Below are 18,543 nucleotides of genomic sequence, written 5' to 3' on the forward strand. Positions count from 1 at the left end.
TTCACGATTTCTTCGCCGCGACACGCATCGCGAGTGCACGGAAGCTGTCGTTGGACAGAACGGCGGCCAGCAGCAGCGCGCCAACAATGATCGAGCCGACATTGGGATCGAGCGCGGCGAAAAAGACGCCTTGGTTCACCACCGCAAAGGTCATCGTGCCCAGCAGAATACCGATGATCGACCCGGCGCCGCCGTTCAGCAAAACGCCCCCGATGACGGCGCACATGATCGAATTGAAGATAAAGGCCTGCCCGCCCGCGACCTGCGCCTGCTGATAGGTCATCACCTGCGCCACGCCGACAAAAGCCGCACAAAAGCCCGACGCCATAAACAGGCCGATGGTTACTTTCGCGGTCGGGATCCCCGCATTGCGCGCGCTTTCACGGTCGCCGCCAATGGCCAGAATCCAGTTCCCGACCGGCGAGATATGCAGGATGTAAAAGAACACGGCAGCAAAGCCGATCCACCACAGGATGGCGACATTGAACATACCGTTGATAAACTGCCCCAGCAGCGCCTTGGTGGTCGGATCAGGCACATAGGACACGCTGGTCGATCCCTTGATCAACACCGCAGTGCCCAGCGTCAGCCCCATGACCGCGAACATGACGCCGATGGTGACGATCAGTGACGGAATACTGGTGCGGGTGACCAGCAGGCCGTTCACAAACCCGATTGCCAGCCCGACACCCAGCCCCCCAGCGATGCCGATAAAGGCGGGCAAATCATAATGGCCGGACAACATCGCCGCGGTCATGGATGAGGCTGGCACCACCGAGCCGACCGAGAAGTCGAACTCGCCCGAGATCATCAACAGCCCCACCGGCAAGGCAATAATGCCCACCTCCGCCGCGATATTGAGCCAACTGGACCAGCCCGGAGCGCCGATGAATACCGGGCCGCCAAGGCTGGCGAAAAAGGCAAAGACGACCACAAAGCCAATCAACGATCCCGTTTCGGGCCGTCTGGCAAACGTAGCAAGCGCCGAGTGTTTTCCCGAAGTCCGATGAGACGTTGGCATCTGATCCATCCTTTTTGGTCCGCCTTGCAGGACATCGTCCCAAGGCAACCGAGCACATCGATTGAAGGTTGATTTGCGGGGCGGTGATCGGGGTGTCCCTGCGCTCGTGACCGACCGGTCTGTCCGGCCACAATCGCAGTGAGCCCCCCCTTAGCGCGCGCCGGCCTCGACGCCCGCGATCACCAGTTCCACGTTGTTTTCATCAATGATACCCGGCCCGGTCAGGATCTCGCGGGTGGCGATTGTCGTGCCATACTGGACATAGTTGATCAGGATGGAGGTGGCGAAATAGCCCTGTTGATAGCCCTGCTGATCAATCGCACAGGCCTGTGTGCCCGCCTGAATATTGGCCAGAATCGAGTCGTTAAAGTTCATCCCGCAAACCTCGACCGCGCCCATTCTGCCTGCCTGCTGGACGCCACTGATCGCAGCATTGGTATCTTGGTCACCGATGGCGAACAGCGCGTCGATGTCGGGATTTTGCAAGAGATGTGCGCGCACCGCTTGGGCCATGGCGGTGGAATCGCCAAAGGCGGTGGCGGGCAATTGCAAAACCGATCCGCTTCCGCCGGACTCGATCATCCCGTCCTGAAAGCCGCTGCAGAAGGCCTCGATATTCGCCGCCCCGGGCAGGGAATTCAGACAGGCGCCGTTGCTTTGCCCGTCATTGGCAAGATATTCGCCCGCCGCATAGCCGGATCTATAGTCAACCGTGCCGACATAGTTCAACGCCCCGAGACGGTCGGCAGCCTCGATACCGCCGGCATTAAAGATCACCAGCGGGATGCCCGCGGCAACCACCGCTTCAAAGGCCGGATCCATCGCCTCGGGCACCCAGTTCGGGGCGACAATCGCATCGGCACCCTGATCAATGGCCTGACGGATCAACTCCGCCGCATCGGGGCCAAGGTTGTCGTAATTCTGCGGGCCAAGCCAGGTCACCGAGCCACCGTGCATTTCTGCCACCAGACCGGCATGCTCGGCGCCCAGCTTGACGCGGGACCAGAACGGATCGTCGGGCTTGTCGCCGATGACAAAGATATCCGGGCCATCGTGCTCGTCTGCCACCGCGAATGATGCGGTCAGGGCCAGTGCTGTGGTCGTCGCAAGGATTTTAATCAGTTTCATTGGGTCTCCTCCCTCGAGTGCTTGGTATCTGGCGACATACTCGCCGCTGCTATTGGAAATACCTCCTCCGCATTTCCGTGGCAGGTTATTCAGCCGGTGTCGTTCGCGCCTGCCTCGCTTTGAGTTTTTCCTTTTTAGCCCTGAACCGCGCCTTCATTTGCTCCTCTGCCTCTTTCGAGCCATCGTGCCAGTAGCCAAACCATTTATCGAGCGGCACAATTCCATCAGCGCCGTAATTCACTTCAAAATACTTGTGGTGCAAATAATGCGCATAGGCATGGGTATCGAGCGGTGTATCCTCGGTCACTTCCAGCTTGTCAAAACCGATATGCCCGTTCAGCGCGCCAAATCCGACGGCATGGCTGTTGAACATCATAACAATCGGATTGGACGGGATAATAAAATGCCAGACGATCTCGCCAAAATAGAGCAGATGCTCGACCGGATGCATGGACAGCGATGACCAGGGGCTCGGATTGATCGAATTATGATGCACCGAATGGATCCACTTATAGAGCACCGGCACATGGATCAGGCGGTGAATACAAAAGAAATGAACCTCATGGATCGCAGGCACCAGAAGCGTCAGCGCAACCAGCCACAGCCAGTTATCCTGCCAGTCGAGCCAGCCAAACACGTGATAGCCATTGGCAAAGCACCACAGCATAACCACCTCGACCGCCGTCCAGATCGGAATTCCGACAAAGAAACTGCGCATGAAATTGTCAAGGTTCTGGCTTTTGAACCAGAAAACATCAGACGGGTTTTCAGCCGGGAATTTGCCGTTGAACTTGAACCTGTTCTCTTGTTTGCGCTTGACGTAGAAAAACATCTCGATGGCACCGTAAAGCACGAAGATGCCAATTGCGTTTGCCGCAAAGAGATAGAGCGCCCAGCCCCAGCCAAAGGTTTTCATCGTCTCGATGTCGGGCAGCACAAACGCCCAATACAGCAGCGCCGTCGCCATATGGAACGCATTCCACGGCCAGATCATATCTTTGATAAAATGACCGATCCGGCTCCATTTTCCGATCCAGAACGGCGCAATTTCCAGTGTCGCGTTGGGCGTCCAATTGCCGCGCTTATCACGTGTGCCAAATTTTAGGTCATCCATGAATCGCTCCCCCCTCACTGCGATACGGTGTTCTGCTCAGAACTTTGGTGATGCTTTTACTGGCAGTTTGATATAGATCAAATCAAGGGTACATTTGTGATGCTTGATATTTCGTCTCATAAAGTATCATGCAGGACAATTTTTGAGGTGAAATGAGATGACCCAGACTGTAAAACGCCCAACAATCCCCGATCTGGCCAAATCCGCAGGCGTATCCGTGTCCACTGTGAACCGGGTGCTCAATCAACCGGAATCGGTCCGCCAGCTTACCCGTGAGCGCGTCATGGCCGCGGCCGAAGAGATCGGTTTTTACGGTCTGGGCACGATCGAACAGGCCGTTCGCACTGGCCGCAAGACCCATCGGTTGGGAATATTGCTGCAGCAAAAAGGCCGCGCCTTCTATCGCAAGCTGGGCAACGCGATAGAAGCCGAGGCCAGATCCCGCAGCGGCGATAGCGTGGCGCTCACTTTGGAGTATCTCGACGATCTGTCGCCCGACCGGGTTGCCGCGCGGCTTGTCGCTCTGGCCGAGACCTGCGAGTCCGTGGCCCTTGTTGCCGCGCAACACCCGCTGGTCGCCGATGCCATTGATACCGTCACCGCCAAGGGCGTGCATGTGACCAGCCTGATCGCCCCGCTCTCTGCCAGCGGCACGGTCAATTTTGTCGGTCTGGACAATTGGAAGGTCGGCCGCACCGCCGCTTGGGCCTTTGGCAAGATGGTGCATGAGCCCGGAAAGATCGGCATATTGCTGGGCAATCACCGCTACCGGAACCAAGAGCTGAACGAGAGCGGCTTTCGCTCTTATTTCCGCGAGCATAACCCGCAGTTCACCCTGCTCGAGCCCATCGCCACTTACGAATCCGCCGCCGCCGCCCGCGAGCTGGTTGAAGCCATGCTGAAGGACCACGCCGATCTCTGCGGCCTGTTCATCTCGGGCGGCGGTATCACCGGCGCTTTGGCAGCCCTGCGCGAGGCACCAAGGCGCGGGGACTTTGTCACCGTCGGTTACGAGCTGTTCCCCGAAACCCGCGCCGCGCTGATCGACGGCACGCTCTCGATGGTGATTTCGCACCCGATGGAAGTCTTTGCGCGCGAGACAATCAACACGCTGATCAAGGCCAAACAGGCCGATATCGACGCCGGCGCGCAATATGTGGCTCTGGGCTTCGATATCTACACCCCCGAGAACGTGTAACGCGCCTTACCAACCCCCGCGGGCAGCGCTTCCGCCAATCCTCCGCCCCCACCGCCACGCGACGCCCCTGCGCCCCCGCATCAAAGCCCCCCCTCGCAAGGCTTGATTTTGCCGATCAGGGGAAAGGTGATACTCTTGCCGCAGGCAGTTGGGCGATCCTGCCCATCGCTCACCGGGTCAGGAGGCTCGAAAGGTCAGGATGCTCATGCGACGTTTTCTCATGGCGATGGCGACGCCTCTTGCGCTAATCCCCCTCGCCGCCCCTGCGCAGGATTTGCCCCGCGACGAGGGGCGCGATCTTGTCGAGATGTATTGCACCGCCTGCCACAGCACGCGGCTGATCCATCGGTCGCTGGGCTATACCGCGGCGGATTGGACGGCGCTGGTCTCGACCATGGTCTATCTCGACGGGCAGCCCGACCTCGCGGTCATCACGGAATATCTGGCCCGGCATTTCCCCCCCAATGACACCCGCGCGCCGGTGCAGATCAACGGGCCACTTACCCTCAGTATCGAGAGCTGGTCCGGCCCGACCCGTGGCCAAAGGGCGCGGGATCCGGTCGAGGCGCCGGACGGCGCGATCTGGTGGACCGGACAATGGGCCGACCTGCTGACACGGCTGGACCCCGAGAGCGGCGAGATGCGCGAATACGACCTGCCCGCCGGAGCCCGCGCCCATACGGTGACCGCGGCGGATGACGGGATGATCTGGTATACCGGCAATGGCAACGCCACCATGGGCCGGCTTGATCCGGCATCCGGCGAGATCACCGAATACCCGATGCCCGACCCCGCCGCGACCGATCCGCATTCGGCCATCGTCGGTGCCGACGGGCGGGTCTATTTCACCGTGCAGCGCGGCAATATGGTCGGTCGGCTGGACCCCGCGACCTCTGCGGTCGATCTGGTCACCATGCCGGTGCCGCGCTCGCGCCCCTATGGGATCAGACAGGCGCAGGATGGCACGATCTGGGTCGCGGCGAACGGCTCGAACCGTCTCTATCGTATCGACCCCGAGAGCCTCGCGGTCACCGATCACGAAATCCCGCATGCCGAGAGCCATATCCGCAGGCTCGATATCGCGCCCGATGGCACGATCTGGTATGTCAACTCGGGCCGCGGGCGCATCGGGCAGTTTGATCCGGCAAGCGGCGCGCTGCGCGAATGGCCCAGCCCCAGCGGGCCTGCATCGCATCCCTATGCGCTGGTCTGGTTCGACAATGCGGTCTGGTATAACGAATCCGGTATGCGCCCCGATATGCTGGTCCGGTTTGACCCCGAGACCGAGAGCTTCCAGAGCTGGCCGATCCCCTCCGGTAGCATTCACGCCGGCATCCTCAGACATATGCGCGTGACCCGCGACGGCTCTGCCCTCTTGATCCACCAAAGCGCGACCAACACGGTGATGCGCCTGCGCCCCTGATCCCGGTGCGGCGATGGAGGTTGAGCGTCTCGCGGCCGAGACGGCGGCACCGGCCCTGCCCTTCTGCACCGATGCGCTTCAAACGAGCGCCCTCGCCTGAACAGACATCGCACCCTCAACACGCACTCCTCCGACCTTGGCCGCATCCCTCGTCACAGGGACTCCCTCTGATCGGTAGGTTCGCTGTGCAATCCGCCCCCAACCACCCGCGCGGCCCCCACTCAACCCGCGTTTCCCGGGATCGACGTTGTGAAATGGCGAGCGTTCCGGCTATGAGGGCACCACCAAAGCCCCCAGACCCAGAAAGCGCCCGCATCCCATGTCCAATCCGCGTATGAAAATGGTGTTGGTGACACCCGAAATCCCGTTCAATACCGGCGCGATCGGACGCACCTGCGTCGCTCTCAACCTCGAGCTGATCCTGATCAAACCCTATGGATTTTCGCTGGATGAAAAATCGGTGCGGAGGGCGGGAACCGACTATTGGAAACATGTCGAGCTCACCGAATACGACAGCTGGGACGGTTTTCTGCACCACCGCACCCCAGCGCGCGAGACCCTGTTTTTCTTTGAGGAACACGGCGCGCAGACCTTCTACGCACCGGAATATCCAGACGACGCCTATCTGGTGTTCGGCTGCGAGTCCGCGGGCCTGCCAGCGACAATCCTCAACGGTATGACTGACCGGGTGTTCAATCTGCCGATGCTCGACACCCGCGTCAGATCGCTCAACCTAGCAAACGTCGCAACCGCCGTCGTCTACCAAGCAATGCGCAGTCAACTGATGGGGTAACTCGCTGGAACTCGCCCCCGAAAGGCGTCACATGCGAAGGGTCCAGTATAGCCCTGCAAACGAGCGTTTTCTCGCACAAGCTGGTCGCGATTTGGGCGGGGATCTAGGTGCCGCCGCTTACTGGCCGAAAGCTGACCGTTAAGACTAAAGCCGGTAACTCGGCAGCAGCTGGAAAGCGTCGCGCAGGGCGTTTCCCCAGCCCTTGGTGATTGCCTGATACACCGCGTCGTCCGCGTTGATCCGTTTTGTACGGTCGCAGGAGAAGGAATCGTTCTCATAAACCTGAAGATCGAAAGGCAAGCCAACGGACAGGTTCGATTTCACCGTCGAGTCAAACGAGACAAGCAGCAGCTTTATCGCATCCGCAAAATCCATCTGGCTGTCATAAGCCCGCACAAGGATCGGCTTGCCGTATTTGGTTTCCCCGATCTGGAAAAACGGCGTGTCGTCGGTGATCTCGATGAAATTTCCCTCGGGGTAGATCATAAAGATCGTGGGTTTGCCGCCCTTGATCTGCCCGCCCAGGATAATTGATGCGCCGAACTGATCATCCGAAGTTTGCCCCGTCGGTGACGAGCCGGAAATCACTTCGCGCAATGTCGCACCAACCAGCCGCGCGACCTGAAACATGGTGGGCTGGCGCAGGATGCTGGGATCCCGATCTTCTTCGGTAACGGATCGTTCCTGCAGCAGGCTAATAAGCGATTGTGTTGTCGCAAGGTTGCCTGCAGTCATCAATGTGATGGATCTCTCATCCGGCACCTGCCAGCTGAACATCTTCTTGCTGACCGCGAAGTTATCAACCCCCGCGCTGGTGCGTGTGTCCGACATAAACACCAACCCGTGTTCCAGCCGCATTCCGATGCAATAGGTCACTTTTTTCTATCCGCAAAGAAGCCTCTGCATCTGTTTACTGCTGTACTTGCAAAGATACCATGAGGGATTCATCTGCATCTCCCATGCGCAGCCCTTCCACGGGGGCGGCGTCACGCGCATCCCGACCGATCGCGATGCGCACATATTTTTCGTCGGGCGACACCCCGTTCGAGACGTCAAACCCAACCCATCCAAGCCCTTGCAGGAACACCTCGGCCCAAGCGTGGGTGGCTTCCTGCTGCACCTGTTCGTTGATCCGCAAGTAACCGCTGACATAACGAGCGGGCAGACCCGACAGGCGCGCGGTGGCGACAAAAATCTGCGCGTGGTCCTGACACACGCCGGTTTCGCCTTTCAGTGCGTCTTCGGCCGGGGTGTCCACCGCAGTGCCTCCCGACATATAGGGGAGCGTTTTCAGGATCATGTCCGAGAGCCTATGCAAATCGGCAACCTGCGCGCTGACATCCGAGGCGACGCGGGGCAAGGCTTTGATCGCCTCTCCGGGCATGGTCAGGGCGGTGGGCTGCAAGAAGTGCCACAGAGGCGCGCGGCCCATGACCGACCCCAGCACACCCGTGGAGTTCAGCGTGCGCACCTGCCCGCTGGCGCGAATGGTCAATGCGGATGCACCCGGCTCAATGCTGACCAGATCAATATGGTTGCCGTAGTGATCGCGATAGCTGGCTTCGATCTTGCCACCGTCAATCTCAACCTCCCATTGCCCGACCTGCTGCATCACCGAGGACAAAGGCCGCAGCCGCAGCTTTTGCAGCGCGTAATCCACCGGCGCAGTATAGGTATATTCGGTTGTGTGGCTGATGCTGAGTTCCATTATCGCGCAAACCTGTAGTCAACTTCTATCTGCTGGGCGAGGTTGGCCGTGCTATCAATCACGCCGGTCACAAATTGATGCAGCCCTTCGTCAAAGATTGTATGTATATCCGGGTTCCCCAATCGCGCCTTCAGCGCGTCAGCCAAGTCATGTGACGCATGTCTGGTCCCGTATTCCTCGGCCATATGCGACAGGCTATTTACGATTTGACCTGCGCTAAACGCCAATGAGCGCGGCATGCGCTTGTCGAGGATCAGAAACTCGGCGATGGCGGGAGCGGTGAAATCTTCCTCCACAGCCCAGCGGAACGAGCGATGCGCCGAGACCGAGCGCAAGATGGTTTCCCATTGCACGTTGTCCAGCCGACTGCCCACAAAGGACGGCGATGGCAGCAGCGAATAGTATTTCACATCAATGATACGCGCAGTGTTGTCCATGCGTTCGACAAAGGTGCCGAGACAGCAGAAATCATAAATGTCATTGCGCAGCATGGTTCCGTGAAGCGCACCGCGCACCAGCCCTGACTGCTGGCGGATGGTGGCCAGCACGGCGGGCAATTCCGTCTGCGGAATCTCGTCTTTCAACAGGTCGGTGAACAGCATCCATGTTTCATTGACCGCATACCAGACTTCGGTGGTTAACGCGGTTCGGACCAGACGGGCATTGTCGCGGGCGGATTTGATGATCGACAGAACCGAGCTGGGATTCGTCGGTTCGCGCAGCAAGAAATTCACCACCTGCGCACTGTCATAGCCGTCGCAGATCGCCTCATAGGCGTGCTGTGCGGCGAGCGTGGAAATCACCGACTGCCATTCGGCCTCGGCGGTGGTCGAGCGGGTCAACGCGATGCGAAACCCCGCCTCGATCAGACGCGCGGTATTCTCGGCCCGCTCGAGCGAGCGAAACATCCAGTAAAGACCGCCTGCGGTTTTTCCCAACATATCAGTCTTCCAATACCCAAGTGTCTTTGGTCCCGCCGCCCTGGCTTGAATTCACCACCAGCGATCCTTCTGTCAGCGCAACGCGGGTCAATCCGCCCGAGGTGATGTTAACCCCGTTCGGTGATACCAGCGCAAAGGGGCGCAGATCGACGTGGCGCGGAGCAAGTCCGCTGTCGGTGAAAATAGGAACCGTAGACAGCGCCAGCGTCGGTTGCGCGATATAGTTCCCGGGCCGCGCCCGCAGCTTGTCGGCAAAATCTGACAGCTCTTGTTTAGAGGCGGCAGGTCCAACCAGCATGCCGTAGCCGCCAGAACCATGCACCTCTTTCACCACCAGATCCGCGAGATTATCGAGCACATATTGCAGCGACTGCGGTTCCGAACATCGGAAGGTCTGGACATTCTTGAGGATCGCGGGTTCGCCCGTGTAAAACTTGATGATCTCGGGGATGTAGCTATAGACGGCCTTGTCATCCGCAACGCCTGTGCCGGGCGCATTGGCGATTGTGATGTTGCCCGCGCGGTAAACATCCATGATCCCGGGCACCCCCAGCATAGAACTGGGATTGAAGGTGAGCGGATCAAGGTATTCATCATCCACCCGGCGGTACAACACATCAATTGTCTTGTAGCCTTTCGTGGTGCGCATGGCGATATGGCCGTCAACGACTCGCAGATCATGCCCTTCTACCAGCTCAACGCCCATCTGATCGGCCAGAAAGCTATGCTCGTAATAGGCGGAGTTGTGAATCCCAGGTGTCAGTATCGCCACACAGGGACGGCCCTTACACCCAGGCGGCGCAGAGGCCTCAAGCGACCGGCGCAGGTTCTTGGGATAGTCGCTGACCGGTTGAACAGGAATGGTGCTGAAAAGCTCTGGAAACATCTGCAGCATCGTCTCGCGGTTCTCCAGCATATAGCTGACACCGGAGGGCGTGCGGGCATTGTCTTCGAGCACAAAAAAATCATTCTCGCCGGTGCGCACGATGTCGGTGCCGACGATATGCGTATAGATGTTCCCCGGCGGGCAAAAATCCATCATCTGGGGCAGAAAGGCGTCATTCTGCGCAATCAGTTCGACGGGCACCACGCCCGCGCGCAGGATCTCTTGCCGATTATAGATATCATGCAAAAAAGCGTTGAGGCCACGAATACGTTGTTCAATACCCTTCGACAGCTTGGTCCATTCGCGTGCCGCGATGATCCGCGGCACCAGATCGAACGGAATAAGCCGTTCTTCGGCGTCCTGCTGCCCATAGACGTTAAAGGTGATCCCGGTGCGGCGGAAAAACGCTTTGGCTTCCTGAGATTTCTTGGCGAACCGTTCATTATTCTGCTTGGCGAACCAGGCATCATATCCAATGTAAGGGCTTCTCGGCTCCCCGTCTGAAGCATGCATTTCGCTGAAGTAGGCGTTCTCTTTTGTCATATATTGACGTTAGAAGGTCAGCGGGCCGAAGCAACAAGATGCATCTCAACTTGCGCCGCGATGTCGGGCATGGCGAATATTTGGGCAGTCCTGCAGGGCTTATGCACCCTTTTTGAGCAGATAGCCTGAAATATAAGCTGCACCGCAGAGCGTCACGCACCGGCCAAGAACCACTCAGGGCCGGTGCCGACAGCCCGACCGCCTTGACAACCCCTCGGCAGTTTTCCAGTAACCATCTCAACGCCCCTGCACAGCAAGCCCTACGCCAGCACTACACGGGTGTCCTCATCAAATAGAGAGATAAACGATGAACAAGACCTATTGCCTTGCTGGCGTCCTTTCACTGCTTCTTGCAACCTCTGCCTCGGCTCAGGAATTCGGCTGGTCAGCCGAGTTGGGCGCCAATTTGGCCCATTCGGGCGGCACCAGCGAACCCACTGTGAACGGTGCCGTGGAACTGACGTTTGGTGGTGCGTTTGTTGGTGCCGAGTTTGAAACGCTCTATCAAGATCCCACCGACAACGCCGAGTTCACCCTGTCGCTGGGCTACGGCGCAGAACTGGCGCCCGATGTTGCCCTGACCGGTACCTATGCGCGCACCTACCTCGACAATAGCGGGTTCGACTCGCATGAGGTCGGCCTTGCCCTGGATTTCCCGATCATGGACCGGACAAGCGGCACCTTCGAGGTCGTGCGCGATCTGACGGCGCGGGCCACCGATGTCAGCTTCGGTGCCGAGTTCGAAGCGAATGATCGCTTCACCTATAGCGCCCTCGTCGGCCATGACGGCGCCGACGTTTATGGCGAAGCGGGTGTATCCTATGCGTTTAACGAGATGACCTCGGCTAGCCTCCTGATCGAAGTGGCAGAGGGTGCGAAACCGACCATCAATCTGGGCCTGACCATCGCCCTCGGGTCCTGAACCGTTCATCAGCACGCGTCTTCGGGGCCGGCGGCGGCCCCGAAGCCAATCACAGGCACCAGCCTGCGAAATCAAGAAACACTTCGGTTCTAGGAGCCTCTTCGGATCGCTGCGCTCAAGCGGTGAAAGCACTCTCCATTGCCTGACGGCCAGACCGACGCCAATTGGCGACGGGTGCAGAAAATGATGCTTGCACACCCGGAGGTTGGGTGGAGGCAGCAGGGTCAAGCCGCTTTCGATCAGCTTCGAAATATCTCCGGTCGAGAACCAACAGCAACAGATAGCCAAAACCGTCAGCGTCCGTTTTGCCCACCTTGCTGGCATTGGATGACACCCCAACCCACGGGCTAAGCGGCGCAAAACTTGGTAAACCTGCCGTTTCGCGACGTTTTCTCGCAATCGCGGCGGCTAGGCTGCGAACTAGCCGCCCGTCGTCTGTCATCGCCAATCTTCGCCTGCCCACACAACAACATTTGACAAGCCGCCGGTTCTGTCTCTAACAATAGCTACAGCATAACACCTGTTATGTCGCCGTTTTGACCCTTTATCTCTGGGAGGAGACCGTCTTGACCACATGGATTTTGAAAGGCGCCGCCGTGTTGGCCCTGCTCGCAAGCCAGGCTGCCGCGCAAACGACATTGCGGGTGGCCACCGATTCGGGGCCCGAAGGTTCGCCCTCGGGCAATGCCATCGCGCGTTGGGCCGAGATGATCGAAGAGGGCTCGGATGGCGATCTTGAAGTGCGCGTCTTCTACCAGAACCAGCTTGGCGGGCAGCTTGAGGTGTTTGACCTCTTTGTCGCCGGCGAAGTCGACCTGATGCTCAGCTGGCCCTCGACCTCCTATGACCGCCGCATCGGCGTGCTCAACGCGCCCTATATGGTCACCTCATGGGAAGAGGCGCTCGCGGCCTATCAGCCCGGCGGCTGGGTGAATGCCACGCTCAATGACGTGTTTGCCGATCTCGGCATCACCTATTTCGGCGCTTGGCCCGAGGGGTTTGCCGGTGTTGCGACGCGTGACCGCTATGCGCTCGATATCGCCAGCGCCGAGGGGCTGAATGTGCGTACGCCGCCGTTCTTCCCGATCCCGCAGACCCTGCAAGCGATGGGCTACCAGACCGCCGCAATCGACTGGTCCGAGGTCTTCACCTCGATCCAGACCGGCGTCGTTGATGGCGATGCGGGCAACGTAATCTATTGGGATTACGAGTATTTTGGCGAAATTCTCGACTACTATGTGCGCACCAAGCATATCTTTGTCACCGGCAATCTGGTCGCCAATACTGGCACTATGGAATCGCTCTCGGACGAGCATCAGGCGCTGATCCGCGACGCGGCGGTGACCATCATGGAGGCGCAATTCGTCGAGGCCCGCGCCGAGGACGAGCGCAATGTGCAAATCGCGATTGAGGGCGGTATGGAGTATTTTGAGCCCTCGATTGAGGAGCTGCGCCCGATGATCGAAGCGGTGCGCGCCGAGGTCTGGCCGCTGATGGAGGCCGATATCGGTTCGGAAATCGTCGGTCAGATGCGCGCCAATGCCAACTGATCGTCTATGAAAACAAGGCGGCATCCTTTGCGGGGTGCCGCCATTTTTACGCGAGGGAGGGGGGAGCCTATGCGCGCGGTTTTTGAACAACTCGACCACTGGTTGATGCGGCTGATGTCGCTGGTGATTTTCGCCAGCACCGCCGCGATTGTCTGTCTGATCAGCTTTCTGATCCTGTCGCGCTATGTCTTCGGCTGGTCGGTGATCGGGATGCTGGAACTCTCCACCCTCAGCGCGCTCTGGCTCTATATGATCGGCGCCGTCGTCGCCTCGCGCAACCGCGAGCATATCACCGTCGATTTCACCGCCCAATCGCTGAAATCCCCGCGTTTGACCGCGTTACACGAATCACTTGTCTCGCTTATCATATTGATATTAGGCGTTTTCTTTTTGTCCCTCGCGTGGGACATGTTGATCTGGGCCCAGCGCCGTCCGCAGGTCACGCCGGGTTTGAATATCCCCCTGCTCGCCGGTCAATCCGCGCTGATCACCGCCGCCGTTCTCGGCCTCGCCTATACAATCCGCGACCTGATCAAAGCCCTGATCGCGGTGCGCAATTCTTACCGCGAGGCCTGATATGGAACCGGTTTTTGCCATCCTCATCCTTATCGCCCTGATGGTCTTCGGCGTCCCTGTTGCCTGGAGTTTCGCGGGCGTTTTGATGTTCCTGATCTATGTCTACGATGTCGGCACCTCGACGCTGCTTTTGCAGGGCTTCCGCTCGCTCAACTCGGTGGTCCTGCTGGCCCTGCCGCTGTTCGTGCTGGCCGGATACCTGATGCAAAGCGGCGGCGTCGCGCGGCGTTTGATCGGCTTTATGGAGCTGATGGTGCGCGGCCGCAAAGGCGGTCTCGGCGCGGCTTTGGTGCTGTCTTCGGGGGTCTTCGGCGCGATCTCCGGCACCGCCACCGCCGCCGTCGCCTCGATCGGCACGATCATGGCCGACCCGCTCGCCCAGCGCGGCTATCCGCGCGGCTATACCTCCGCCCTTCTCGGCCTGTCCTCGCTCTTGGGTATCCTGATCCCGCCCTCGCTGACGATGATCCTCTTCGGCGTCGTCACCCGCCAGTCGATCACCGCCCTCTTCGCCGCCACCTTGGTGCCCGGTATCCTGCTGTTGGTCGGGCTGATTCTGTTCAACCGTTTCATGGCCAAACGCTTCCTCCCCGACGACCTCCCCGCCGCCGACACCATCACCAAACCCGAAAGCGGCGGCCGGATCTTCGGCAAGGCTCTCCCCGCGCTGTCGATGCCGGTGATCATTCTCGGCGGCATTTATGGCGGGGTCTTTACCCCCACCGAGGCCGCCGCCGTCGCCTGCGTCGTCGCGATCTTCATCGGCTTCTTCATCTACCGCGACCTCAGCCTGCGCGGGCTCTGGGACAGTTTCGTCGACGCAGGCCAAACCACCGGCACGATTATTTTCATTCTGCTGTTCTCGTTTATGATCGGGCGGGTGATGGTCGCCGAGGGCGTGCCCCAAGACCTGACCCGCGCGGTTGCAGCACTGACCGAGAACCGCATCCTGATCCTGCTGTTGGTCAACGCCTTCCTGATCTTTGTCGGCATGATCATGGACGATCTTTCGGTCACCGTGGTGATCGCACCTCTGTTCATGCCCCTGATGCAGGATGTCGGCGTCGATCCGGTGCATTTCGGCTCGATTGTCGCCTGTTCGGTGGTGATCGGCGCCAACAGCCCGCCGGTCGCCCCGATCCTCTATATGGCCTGCCGCATCGGCAAGGTCTCGATCCACCACGCGGTCACACCGGCGCTACAGATGATCTTTTTCGTCGCCCTGCCGATCATGATCGCGGTCACCTTTATCCCCGCCCTGTCGCTGGCCGTGCCACGCTTGCTGGGGGCCCTTTAATACCCATCGCGGAGAAAGCGATATGAGACTTTGCATTCTCGAGGCGGATACCCCCGCCGACGACCTGCTGCCGATTGCCGGCACCTATGCCGATATGTTCGAGGCCTGGCTGCGCCCGTGGTTGCCCGAGGCCGAATTCGCCCGCGTGGCGGCCTATGCCGGCGAGTTGCCCGCCTCGGTCGATGCCTATGACGGCTATCTGATCACCGGCTCGTTGTTCAGCGCCTATGATGATCTGCCGTGGATCCATGCGCTCAAAGCCTTCGTGCGCGAGGCGATGACCTCGGCGATACCGGTCGGCGGGATCTGTTTCGGGCACCAGTTGATGGCCGAGGCGATGGGCGGGCGCGTGACCCTGTGCAAGGACGGCTGGGCTTTGGGCAAGACCGAATACCGGACCAGCACCGAAGGGAGCGACTGGTTCGGCGCCGATCCGATCAATGCGCTCTCGTTCCACCGCGACCAGATCGTGAGCCTGCCGCCGGGCGCCACCGCGCTGGCCGGAAACGCGCATTGCCCTTGGGCCTCGCTGGCCTACGGCAACCGCGCGCTCTCGGTGCAATTCCACCCCGAGTTCGCCCCCGCCTATATCGCCGCGCTGATCCACCGGAATCCCGATGGCAGTATCCTGCCGGAACAGGCGGATCAGGCGCTCAAGGGCATGGTGATGGAAAGCAACGACGCGATGTCGCAGGCCTTCGCCAGATTGTTTCGCGGTGACGCGCCCGCATAGACCCGCGGCTTAGCCGGAGAGCGAGGCCGCCAGCAGTCGCTGATGCCAGTCGGCTTGGCTCTCGCCTGCTTGTGCGCCGCGGCCAGTGGCGGCGGCGAAGGCAAAGAAGCGTTTATGCGGCAGCTTGCGGCGCGAGACCGCGCGGGCGGCGATGAACGGGCGATTGGCGGCGGCATCCTCATGCATGGTGGTCTCGAGCGCGGCAATGACCTTGCGCCGCGATCCGGGCGCATAAAGCCCCATCGCGCGCGCGATCTGCCCATAGGTGACGGGCAATTGCGCGGCGGGTTGCGCCTCGAGATGCTCGCGGATGCGGCGCGGCAGGGTGTTTTGCGCCTGTTCGGCAGCCGAGGGCGGGCGCGGCGGCGGCACTTCGCGCGCGGTGCCATCGGGCAGCACATCCGCCGCCCAAGACCGCAGCGGGCCGCGCACCACCACACGGGTGCGACTGCCCGAGGGTTTGGTCTCGATAGTCACCACACCGCCCGCCAGCCCGTCTTGCAATTGCTCGGGCGTCAGGCCGAGACAGGGAGCCAGATACTCGGGGTCGATGGCTAGTTGCCCATCCTCCCAGCCGATCCGCTCGGCAGGGATCAACCGCGTGAACGAGGGCACCGCGCCGGGGGTGCCGGTATAGAACGGGTTCTCGCCGGTGGCATGGTCGGTGACATCGACGATATCGCGGATTTCGGGGATATCCTTACGCAGGATTTCCTCAACCCCGTGGCGCAGGGTCATTGCCGCCGAGGCGCAGCCCTGACAACCGCCCGACATGCGCAGGAACACGATGCCATCTTCGACGCTTTCAGCGTTCACCGCGCCGCGGTGTTTGGCGATCGAGGGGTTGGCCTTGCGGTCGAGCACCTCGTTGACCCGCGCCAAAAGCGCGGCGTCGCTGTCATCTGGTTGCGCTATGTCCATCGTGCCCCCAAGGGTTCGCCGAGAGCGCCGCGCCGGTGATGCCCCGTCCACGAGTTATGCCGGCCTGTCTTGCCGTGGTGACCTGAGTCGCCCGAGGCCGGAGAAGCGGCGCGCGCCTTGCCCATCCTCGCGCATATGTCGCAAACGGGCAATCCGCAACCGCCCGCAATTGTCGCGAATTGACGCAGGTACCTGCCTGATCTCGCGGGCCGCGAGGCGCCGCCACCCCGCGCGGGTATCGGGCCGAATGCGAAGCGCGACACCTATAATATGGATGCCACAATACACTGGCGCGGTTGCGGATTTTTATGTCAACCCCGAAAATTGCACCACTAATCAAATGCGAAAGATACTGCATCCAGAGCGCCCGAGTTTCGGCATAAGAAGCACTTTATCGCTTTAAAAGACGGTTTTTTTCACGGATTTCCGCCAGAGTGGTTGTTTTCTATATAGAAAATGATAGATACCCCGCTCGACAGCAACAGGCTGGGGGCCCGACATCTTCTGTTTTTCAGCGATCATAAATGCAGGCTATGCCTGTGAATGCTTCTGTGGAATGATGATCGGGCGGAGCCTGATTCAGCGTCCGGTAGGGGCCCTTCGGGGCCTGCATTCCGATATGAGACTCTAAAACTGGGAGAAGTCACTTGAAACGAATTCTACTATCCTCCGCCATCGCTCTGGCGGTGCCTTTCGCAGCGCCGACGGCAGCTCTGGCCGAGGACTGCGGCGATGTGACCATGGCCGAAATGAACTGGGCCTCGGCGGGTATCGTTGTCGCGGTGTCGAAGTTCCTGATGGAACAGGGCTATGGCTGTAACGTGCAGGTCGTGCCCTCGGATACAACGCCTGCGGTCACCTCGCTGTCGGAAAACGGCGAGCCGGACATCGTGCCGGAACTCTGGCCGAACTCGGCCGGTGAGGTTTACGACCGTCTGCGCGACAATGGCAATATCGTCGAACTGACCAGCGTGCTCAATCCGGGCGGTGTCGAAGGCTGGTGGATCCCCACCTATCTGGCCGAAGAGCACCCCGAGTTGACCACCATCGAAGGCATCATGGCCAACCCCGAGTTGGTCGGTGGTATGTTCAACAACTGCCCCGATGGCTGGGGCTGCCGCGTGGTCAGCGACAATCTGGTGCGCGCCTTTGATCTGGAAAGCTCGGGCATCACCGTGTTCAACCACGGATCGGGCGAGACCCTTGCCACCTCGATGGCTGCGGCATTCGAGGCCGAAGAGCCGTGGTTCGGCTACTATTGGGCCCCGACCACGCCGCTGGGCAAATACGACATGACCAGCGTCGATCTGGGCGAGTATGACGAAGCCGCGCATGTGGCCAACCAGACCGCCAATGCTGCGAACCCGCTGCCGTCTTCCTTCCCAACCGCGCCGGTTCTGACCATCGTCACCGCCGAGTTCCACGAGTCGCATCCGTCGATTTCGGAACTGCTGACCAACATCAGCTTCTCGACCAACGAGATGAGCCAGCTCTTGGCTTGGCAGGATGAAAACAACGCGACCAACGAAGAGGCTGCGGTGTATTTCCTGACCACCAACCAGGACACCTGGAGCGCGTGGCTCAATGACGACGCGCGGACGCGTCTGTCGGCGCTGCTCGGCCAGTAAAAGCAAGTTTGGGACGGGCACCGGAGATTTCGGTGCCCGTTCTCGCTAAAGCGTCTCCGAGCAAGTTCCAGCGGCGGCGTTTTGGATTTTTGACAGGATAAGACCCGCAGACGGGCGTCCGGCAATTCGGCCGGCGTGTCCCTCGGCCCCGCAGTTTCCAG

17 protein-coding genes are annotated in these 18,543 nt (G+C 60.0%); 9 read left to right on the forward strand and 8 right to left on the reverse strand.

Annotated elements, in window-relative coordinates; translation table 11 throughout:
• Position 1 precedes the first annotated feature (1 nt).
• From DDE20_RS03925 to DDE20_RS03935, 3 genes are all read right to left on the reverse strand, one after another.
• A complete protein-coding gene (locus DDE20_RS03925; protein ID WP_205961611.1) occupies positions 2-1,021 on the reverse strand; it encodes an ABC transporter permease in 1,020 nt (339 codons plus the stop codon).
• Between the two features lie 150 nt (positions 1,022-1,171).
• Positions 1,172-2,149, reverse strand: a complete 978-nt coding sequence (locus tag DDE20_RS03930; RefSeq protein WP_116557099.1) for a substrate-binding domain-containing protein — start codon at positions 2,147-2,149, stop codon at positions 1,172-1,174.
• A gap of 85 nt (positions 2,150-2,234) precedes the next feature.
• Positions 2,235-3,263 carry a sterol desaturase family protein gene (locus DDE20_RS03935; RefSeq protein ID WP_116557100.1) on the reverse strand — a complete coding sequence of 343 codons (1,029 nt, stop codon included), beginning with the start codon at positions 3,261-3,263 and terminating at the stop codon, positions 2,235-2,237.
• Between the two features lie 157 nt (positions 3,264-3,420).
• On the opposite strand from DDE20_RS03935, the gene DDE20_RS03940 reads away from it, so the two are divergent.
• The 3 genes from DDE20_RS03940 (at position 3,421) to DDE20_RS03950 (ending at position 6,677) form a co-directional block, all read left to right on the forward strand.
• Positions 3,421-4,461 carry a substrate-binding domain-containing protein gene (locus DDE20_RS03940; RefSeq protein ID WP_116557101.1) on the forward strand — a complete coding sequence of 347 codons (1,041 nt, stop codon included), beginning with the start codon at positions 3,421-3,423 and terminating at the stop codon, positions 4,459-4,461.
• A gap of 205 nt (positions 4,462-4,666) precedes the next feature.
• Positions 4,667-5,884, forward strand: a complete 1,218-nt coding sequence (locus DDE20_RS03945; RefSeq protein WP_205961612.1) for a Vgb family protein — start codon at positions 4,667-4,669, stop codon at positions 5,882-5,884.
• A gap of 334 nt (positions 5,885-6,218) precedes the next feature.
• Entirely contained in the window at positions 6,219-6,677 is a 459-nt protein-coding gene (locus DDE20_RS03950; protein ID WP_338066505.1) for a tRNA (cytidine(34)-2'-O)-methyltransferase, read from the forward strand.
• A gap of 144 nt (positions 6,678-6,821) precedes the next feature.
• Here the strand turns inward: DDE20_RS03950 and DDE20_RS03955 are convergent, their stop codons facing one another.
• From DDE20_RS03955 to DDE20_RS03970, 4 genes are read right to left on the reverse strand one after another with little or no spacing between them, the layout of a single operon-like run.
• Positions 6,822-7,553 (reverse strand): proteasome-type protease, encoded by a 732-nt coding sequence (locus DDE20_RS03955; RefSeq protein WP_165814410.1) that lies wholly within the window; start codon positions 7,551-7,553, stop codon positions 6,822-6,824.
• Positions 7,554-7,587: 34 nt separating this feature from the next.
• Positions 7,588-8,385 carry a transglutaminase family protein gene (locus DDE20_RS03960; protein WP_116557104.1) on the reverse strand — a complete coding sequence of 266 codons (798 nt, stop codon included), beginning with the start codon at positions 8,383-8,385 and terminating at the stop codon, positions 7,588-7,590.
• On the reverse strand, positions 8,385-9,326 hold the full coding sequence (locus DDE20_RS03965) for an alpha-E domain-containing protein (protein WP_116557105.1): 942 nt from the start codon (positions 9,324-9,326) through the stop codon (positions 8,385-8,387). The genes DDE20_RS03960 and DDE20_RS03965 overlap by 1 nt, the downstream gene beginning before the upstream one ends.
• Position 9,327: 1 nt before the next feature.
• Positions 9,328-10,755 carry a circularly permuted type 2 ATP-grasp protein gene (locus DDE20_RS03970; RefSeq protein ID WP_116557106.1) on the reverse strand — a complete coding sequence of 476 codons (1,428 nt, stop codon included), beginning with the start codon at positions 10,753-10,755 and terminating at the stop codon, positions 9,328-9,330.
• A gap of 307 nt (positions 10,756-11,062) precedes the next feature.
• Between DDE20_RS03970 and DDE20_RS03975 the strand changes: the two genes are divergently transcribed.
• The 5 genes from DDE20_RS03975 to DDE20_RS03995 all read left to right on the forward strand — a co-directional run bounded on the left by DDE20_RS03975 (position 11,063) and on the right by DDE20_RS03995 (position 15,833).
• Positions 11,063-11,677 carry a hypothetical protein gene (locus DDE20_RS03975; protein WP_116557107.1) on the forward strand — a complete coding sequence of 205 codons (615 nt, stop codon included), beginning with the start codon at positions 11,063-11,065 and terminating at the stop codon, positions 11,675-11,677.
• A 566-nt stretch (positions 11,678-12,243) separates the two neighbouring features.
• Positions 12,244-13,227 (forward strand): TRAP transporter substrate-binding protein DctP, encoded by a 984-nt coding sequence (gene dctP / locus DDE20_RS03980; RefSeq protein ID WP_116557108.1) that lies wholly within the window; start codon positions 12,244-12,246, stop codon positions 13,225-13,227.
• A gap of 69 nt (positions 13,228-13,296) precedes the next feature.
• Positions 13,297-13,803: a TRAP transporter small permease gene (locus DDE20_RS03985; protein ID WP_165814411.1), complete on the forward strand. Its 507-nt coding sequence runs from the start codon at positions 13,297-13,299 to the stop codon at positions 13,801-13,803.
• Between the two features lies 1 nt (position 13,804).
• Positions 13,805-15,100, forward strand: coding sequence for a TRAP transporter large permease (locus tag DDE20_RS03990; RefSeq protein WP_116557110.1), 1,296 nt, complete (start codon positions 13,805-13,807; stop codon positions 15,098-15,100).
• 22 nt (positions 15,101-15,122) lie between these two features.
• Positions 15,123-15,833, forward strand: a complete 711-nt coding sequence (locus DDE20_RS03995) for a type 1 glutamine amidotransferase (RefSeq protein WP_116557111.1) — start codon at positions 15,123-15,125, stop codon at positions 15,831-15,833.
• A 9-nt stretch (positions 15,834-15,842) separates the two neighbouring features.
• Here the strand turns inward: DDE20_RS03995 and DDE20_RS04000 are convergent, their stop codons facing one another.
• Positions 15,843-16,754, reverse strand: a complete 912-nt coding sequence (locus DDE20_RS04000) for a NifU family protein (protein WP_116557112.1) — start codon at positions 16,752-16,754, stop codon at positions 15,843-15,845.
• Between the two features lie 647 nt (positions 16,755-17,401).
• Between DDE20_RS04000 and DDE20_RS04005 the strand changes: the two genes are divergently transcribed.
• On the forward strand, positions 17,402-18,382 hold the full coding sequence (locus DDE20_RS04005) for an ABC transporter substrate-binding protein (protein ID WP_205961613.1): 981 nt from the start codon (positions 17,402-17,404) through the stop codon (positions 18,380-18,382).
• The last annotated feature ends 161 nt before the right edge of the window (positions 18,383-18,543 follow it).

The organism is Pararhodobacter oceanensis (genome assembly GCF_003076755.1).
GTDB classification, from domain to species: Bacteria; Pseudomonadota; Alphaproteobacteria; order Rhodobacterales; family Rhodobacteraceae; genus Pararhodobacter; species Pararhodobacter oceanensis.

Coding starts and splice junctions, on each gene's coding strand:
- DDE20_RS03925 (WP_205961611.1), bottom strand. CDS start 1,021: ATGCCAACGTCTCATCGGACTTCGGGAAAACACTCGGCGCTTGCTACG.
- DDE20_RS03930 (WP_116557099.1), bottom strand. CDS start 2,149: ATGAAACTGATTAAAATCCTTGCGACGACCACAGCACTGGCCCTGACC.
- DDE20_RS03935 (WP_116557100.1), bottom strand. CDS start 3,263: ATGGATGACCTAAAATTTGGCACACGTGATAAGCGCGGCAATTGGACG.
- DDE20_RS03940 (WP_116557101.1), top strand. CDS start 3,421: ATGACCCAGACTGTAAAACGCCCAACAATCCCCGATCTGGCCAAATCC.
- DDE20_RS03945 (WP_205961612.1), top strand. CDS start 4,667: ATGCGACGTTTTCTCATGGCGATGGCGACGCCTCTTGCGCTAATCCCC.
- DDE20_RS03950 (WP_338066505.1), top strand. CDS start 6,219: ATGAAAATGGTGTTGGTGACACCCGAAATCCCGTTCAATACCGGCGCG.
- DDE20_RS03960 (WP_116557104.1), bottom strand. CDS start 8,385: ATGGAACTCAGCATCAGCCACACAACCGAATATACCTATACTGCGCCG.
- DDE20_RS03965 (WP_116557105.1), bottom strand. CDS start 9,326: ATGTTGGGAAAAACCGCAGGCGGTCTTTACTGGATGTTTCGCTCGCTC.
- DDE20_RS03970 (WP_116557106.1), bottom strand. CDS start 10,755: ATGACAAAAGAGAACGCCTACTTCAGCGAAATGCATGCTTCAGACGGG.
- DDE20_RS03975 (WP_116557107.1), top strand. CDS start 11,063: ATGAACAAGACCTATTGCCTTGCTGGCGTCCTTTCACTGCTTCTTGCA.
- DDE20_RS03985 (WP_165814411.1), top strand. CDS start 13,297: ATGCGCGCGGTTTTTGAACAACTCGACCACTGGTTGATGCGGCTGATG.
- DDE20_RS03990 (WP_116557110.1), top strand. CDS start 13,805: ATGGAACCGGTTTTTGCCATCCTCATCCTTATCGCCCTGATGGTCTTC.
- DDE20_RS03995 (WP_116557111.1), top strand. CDS start 15,123: ATGAGACTTTGCATTCTCGAGGCGGATACCCCCGCCGACGACCTGCTG.
- DDE20_RS04000 (WP_116557112.1), bottom strand. CDS start 16,754: ATGGACATAGCGCAACCAGATGACAGCGACGCCGCGCTTTTGGCGCGG.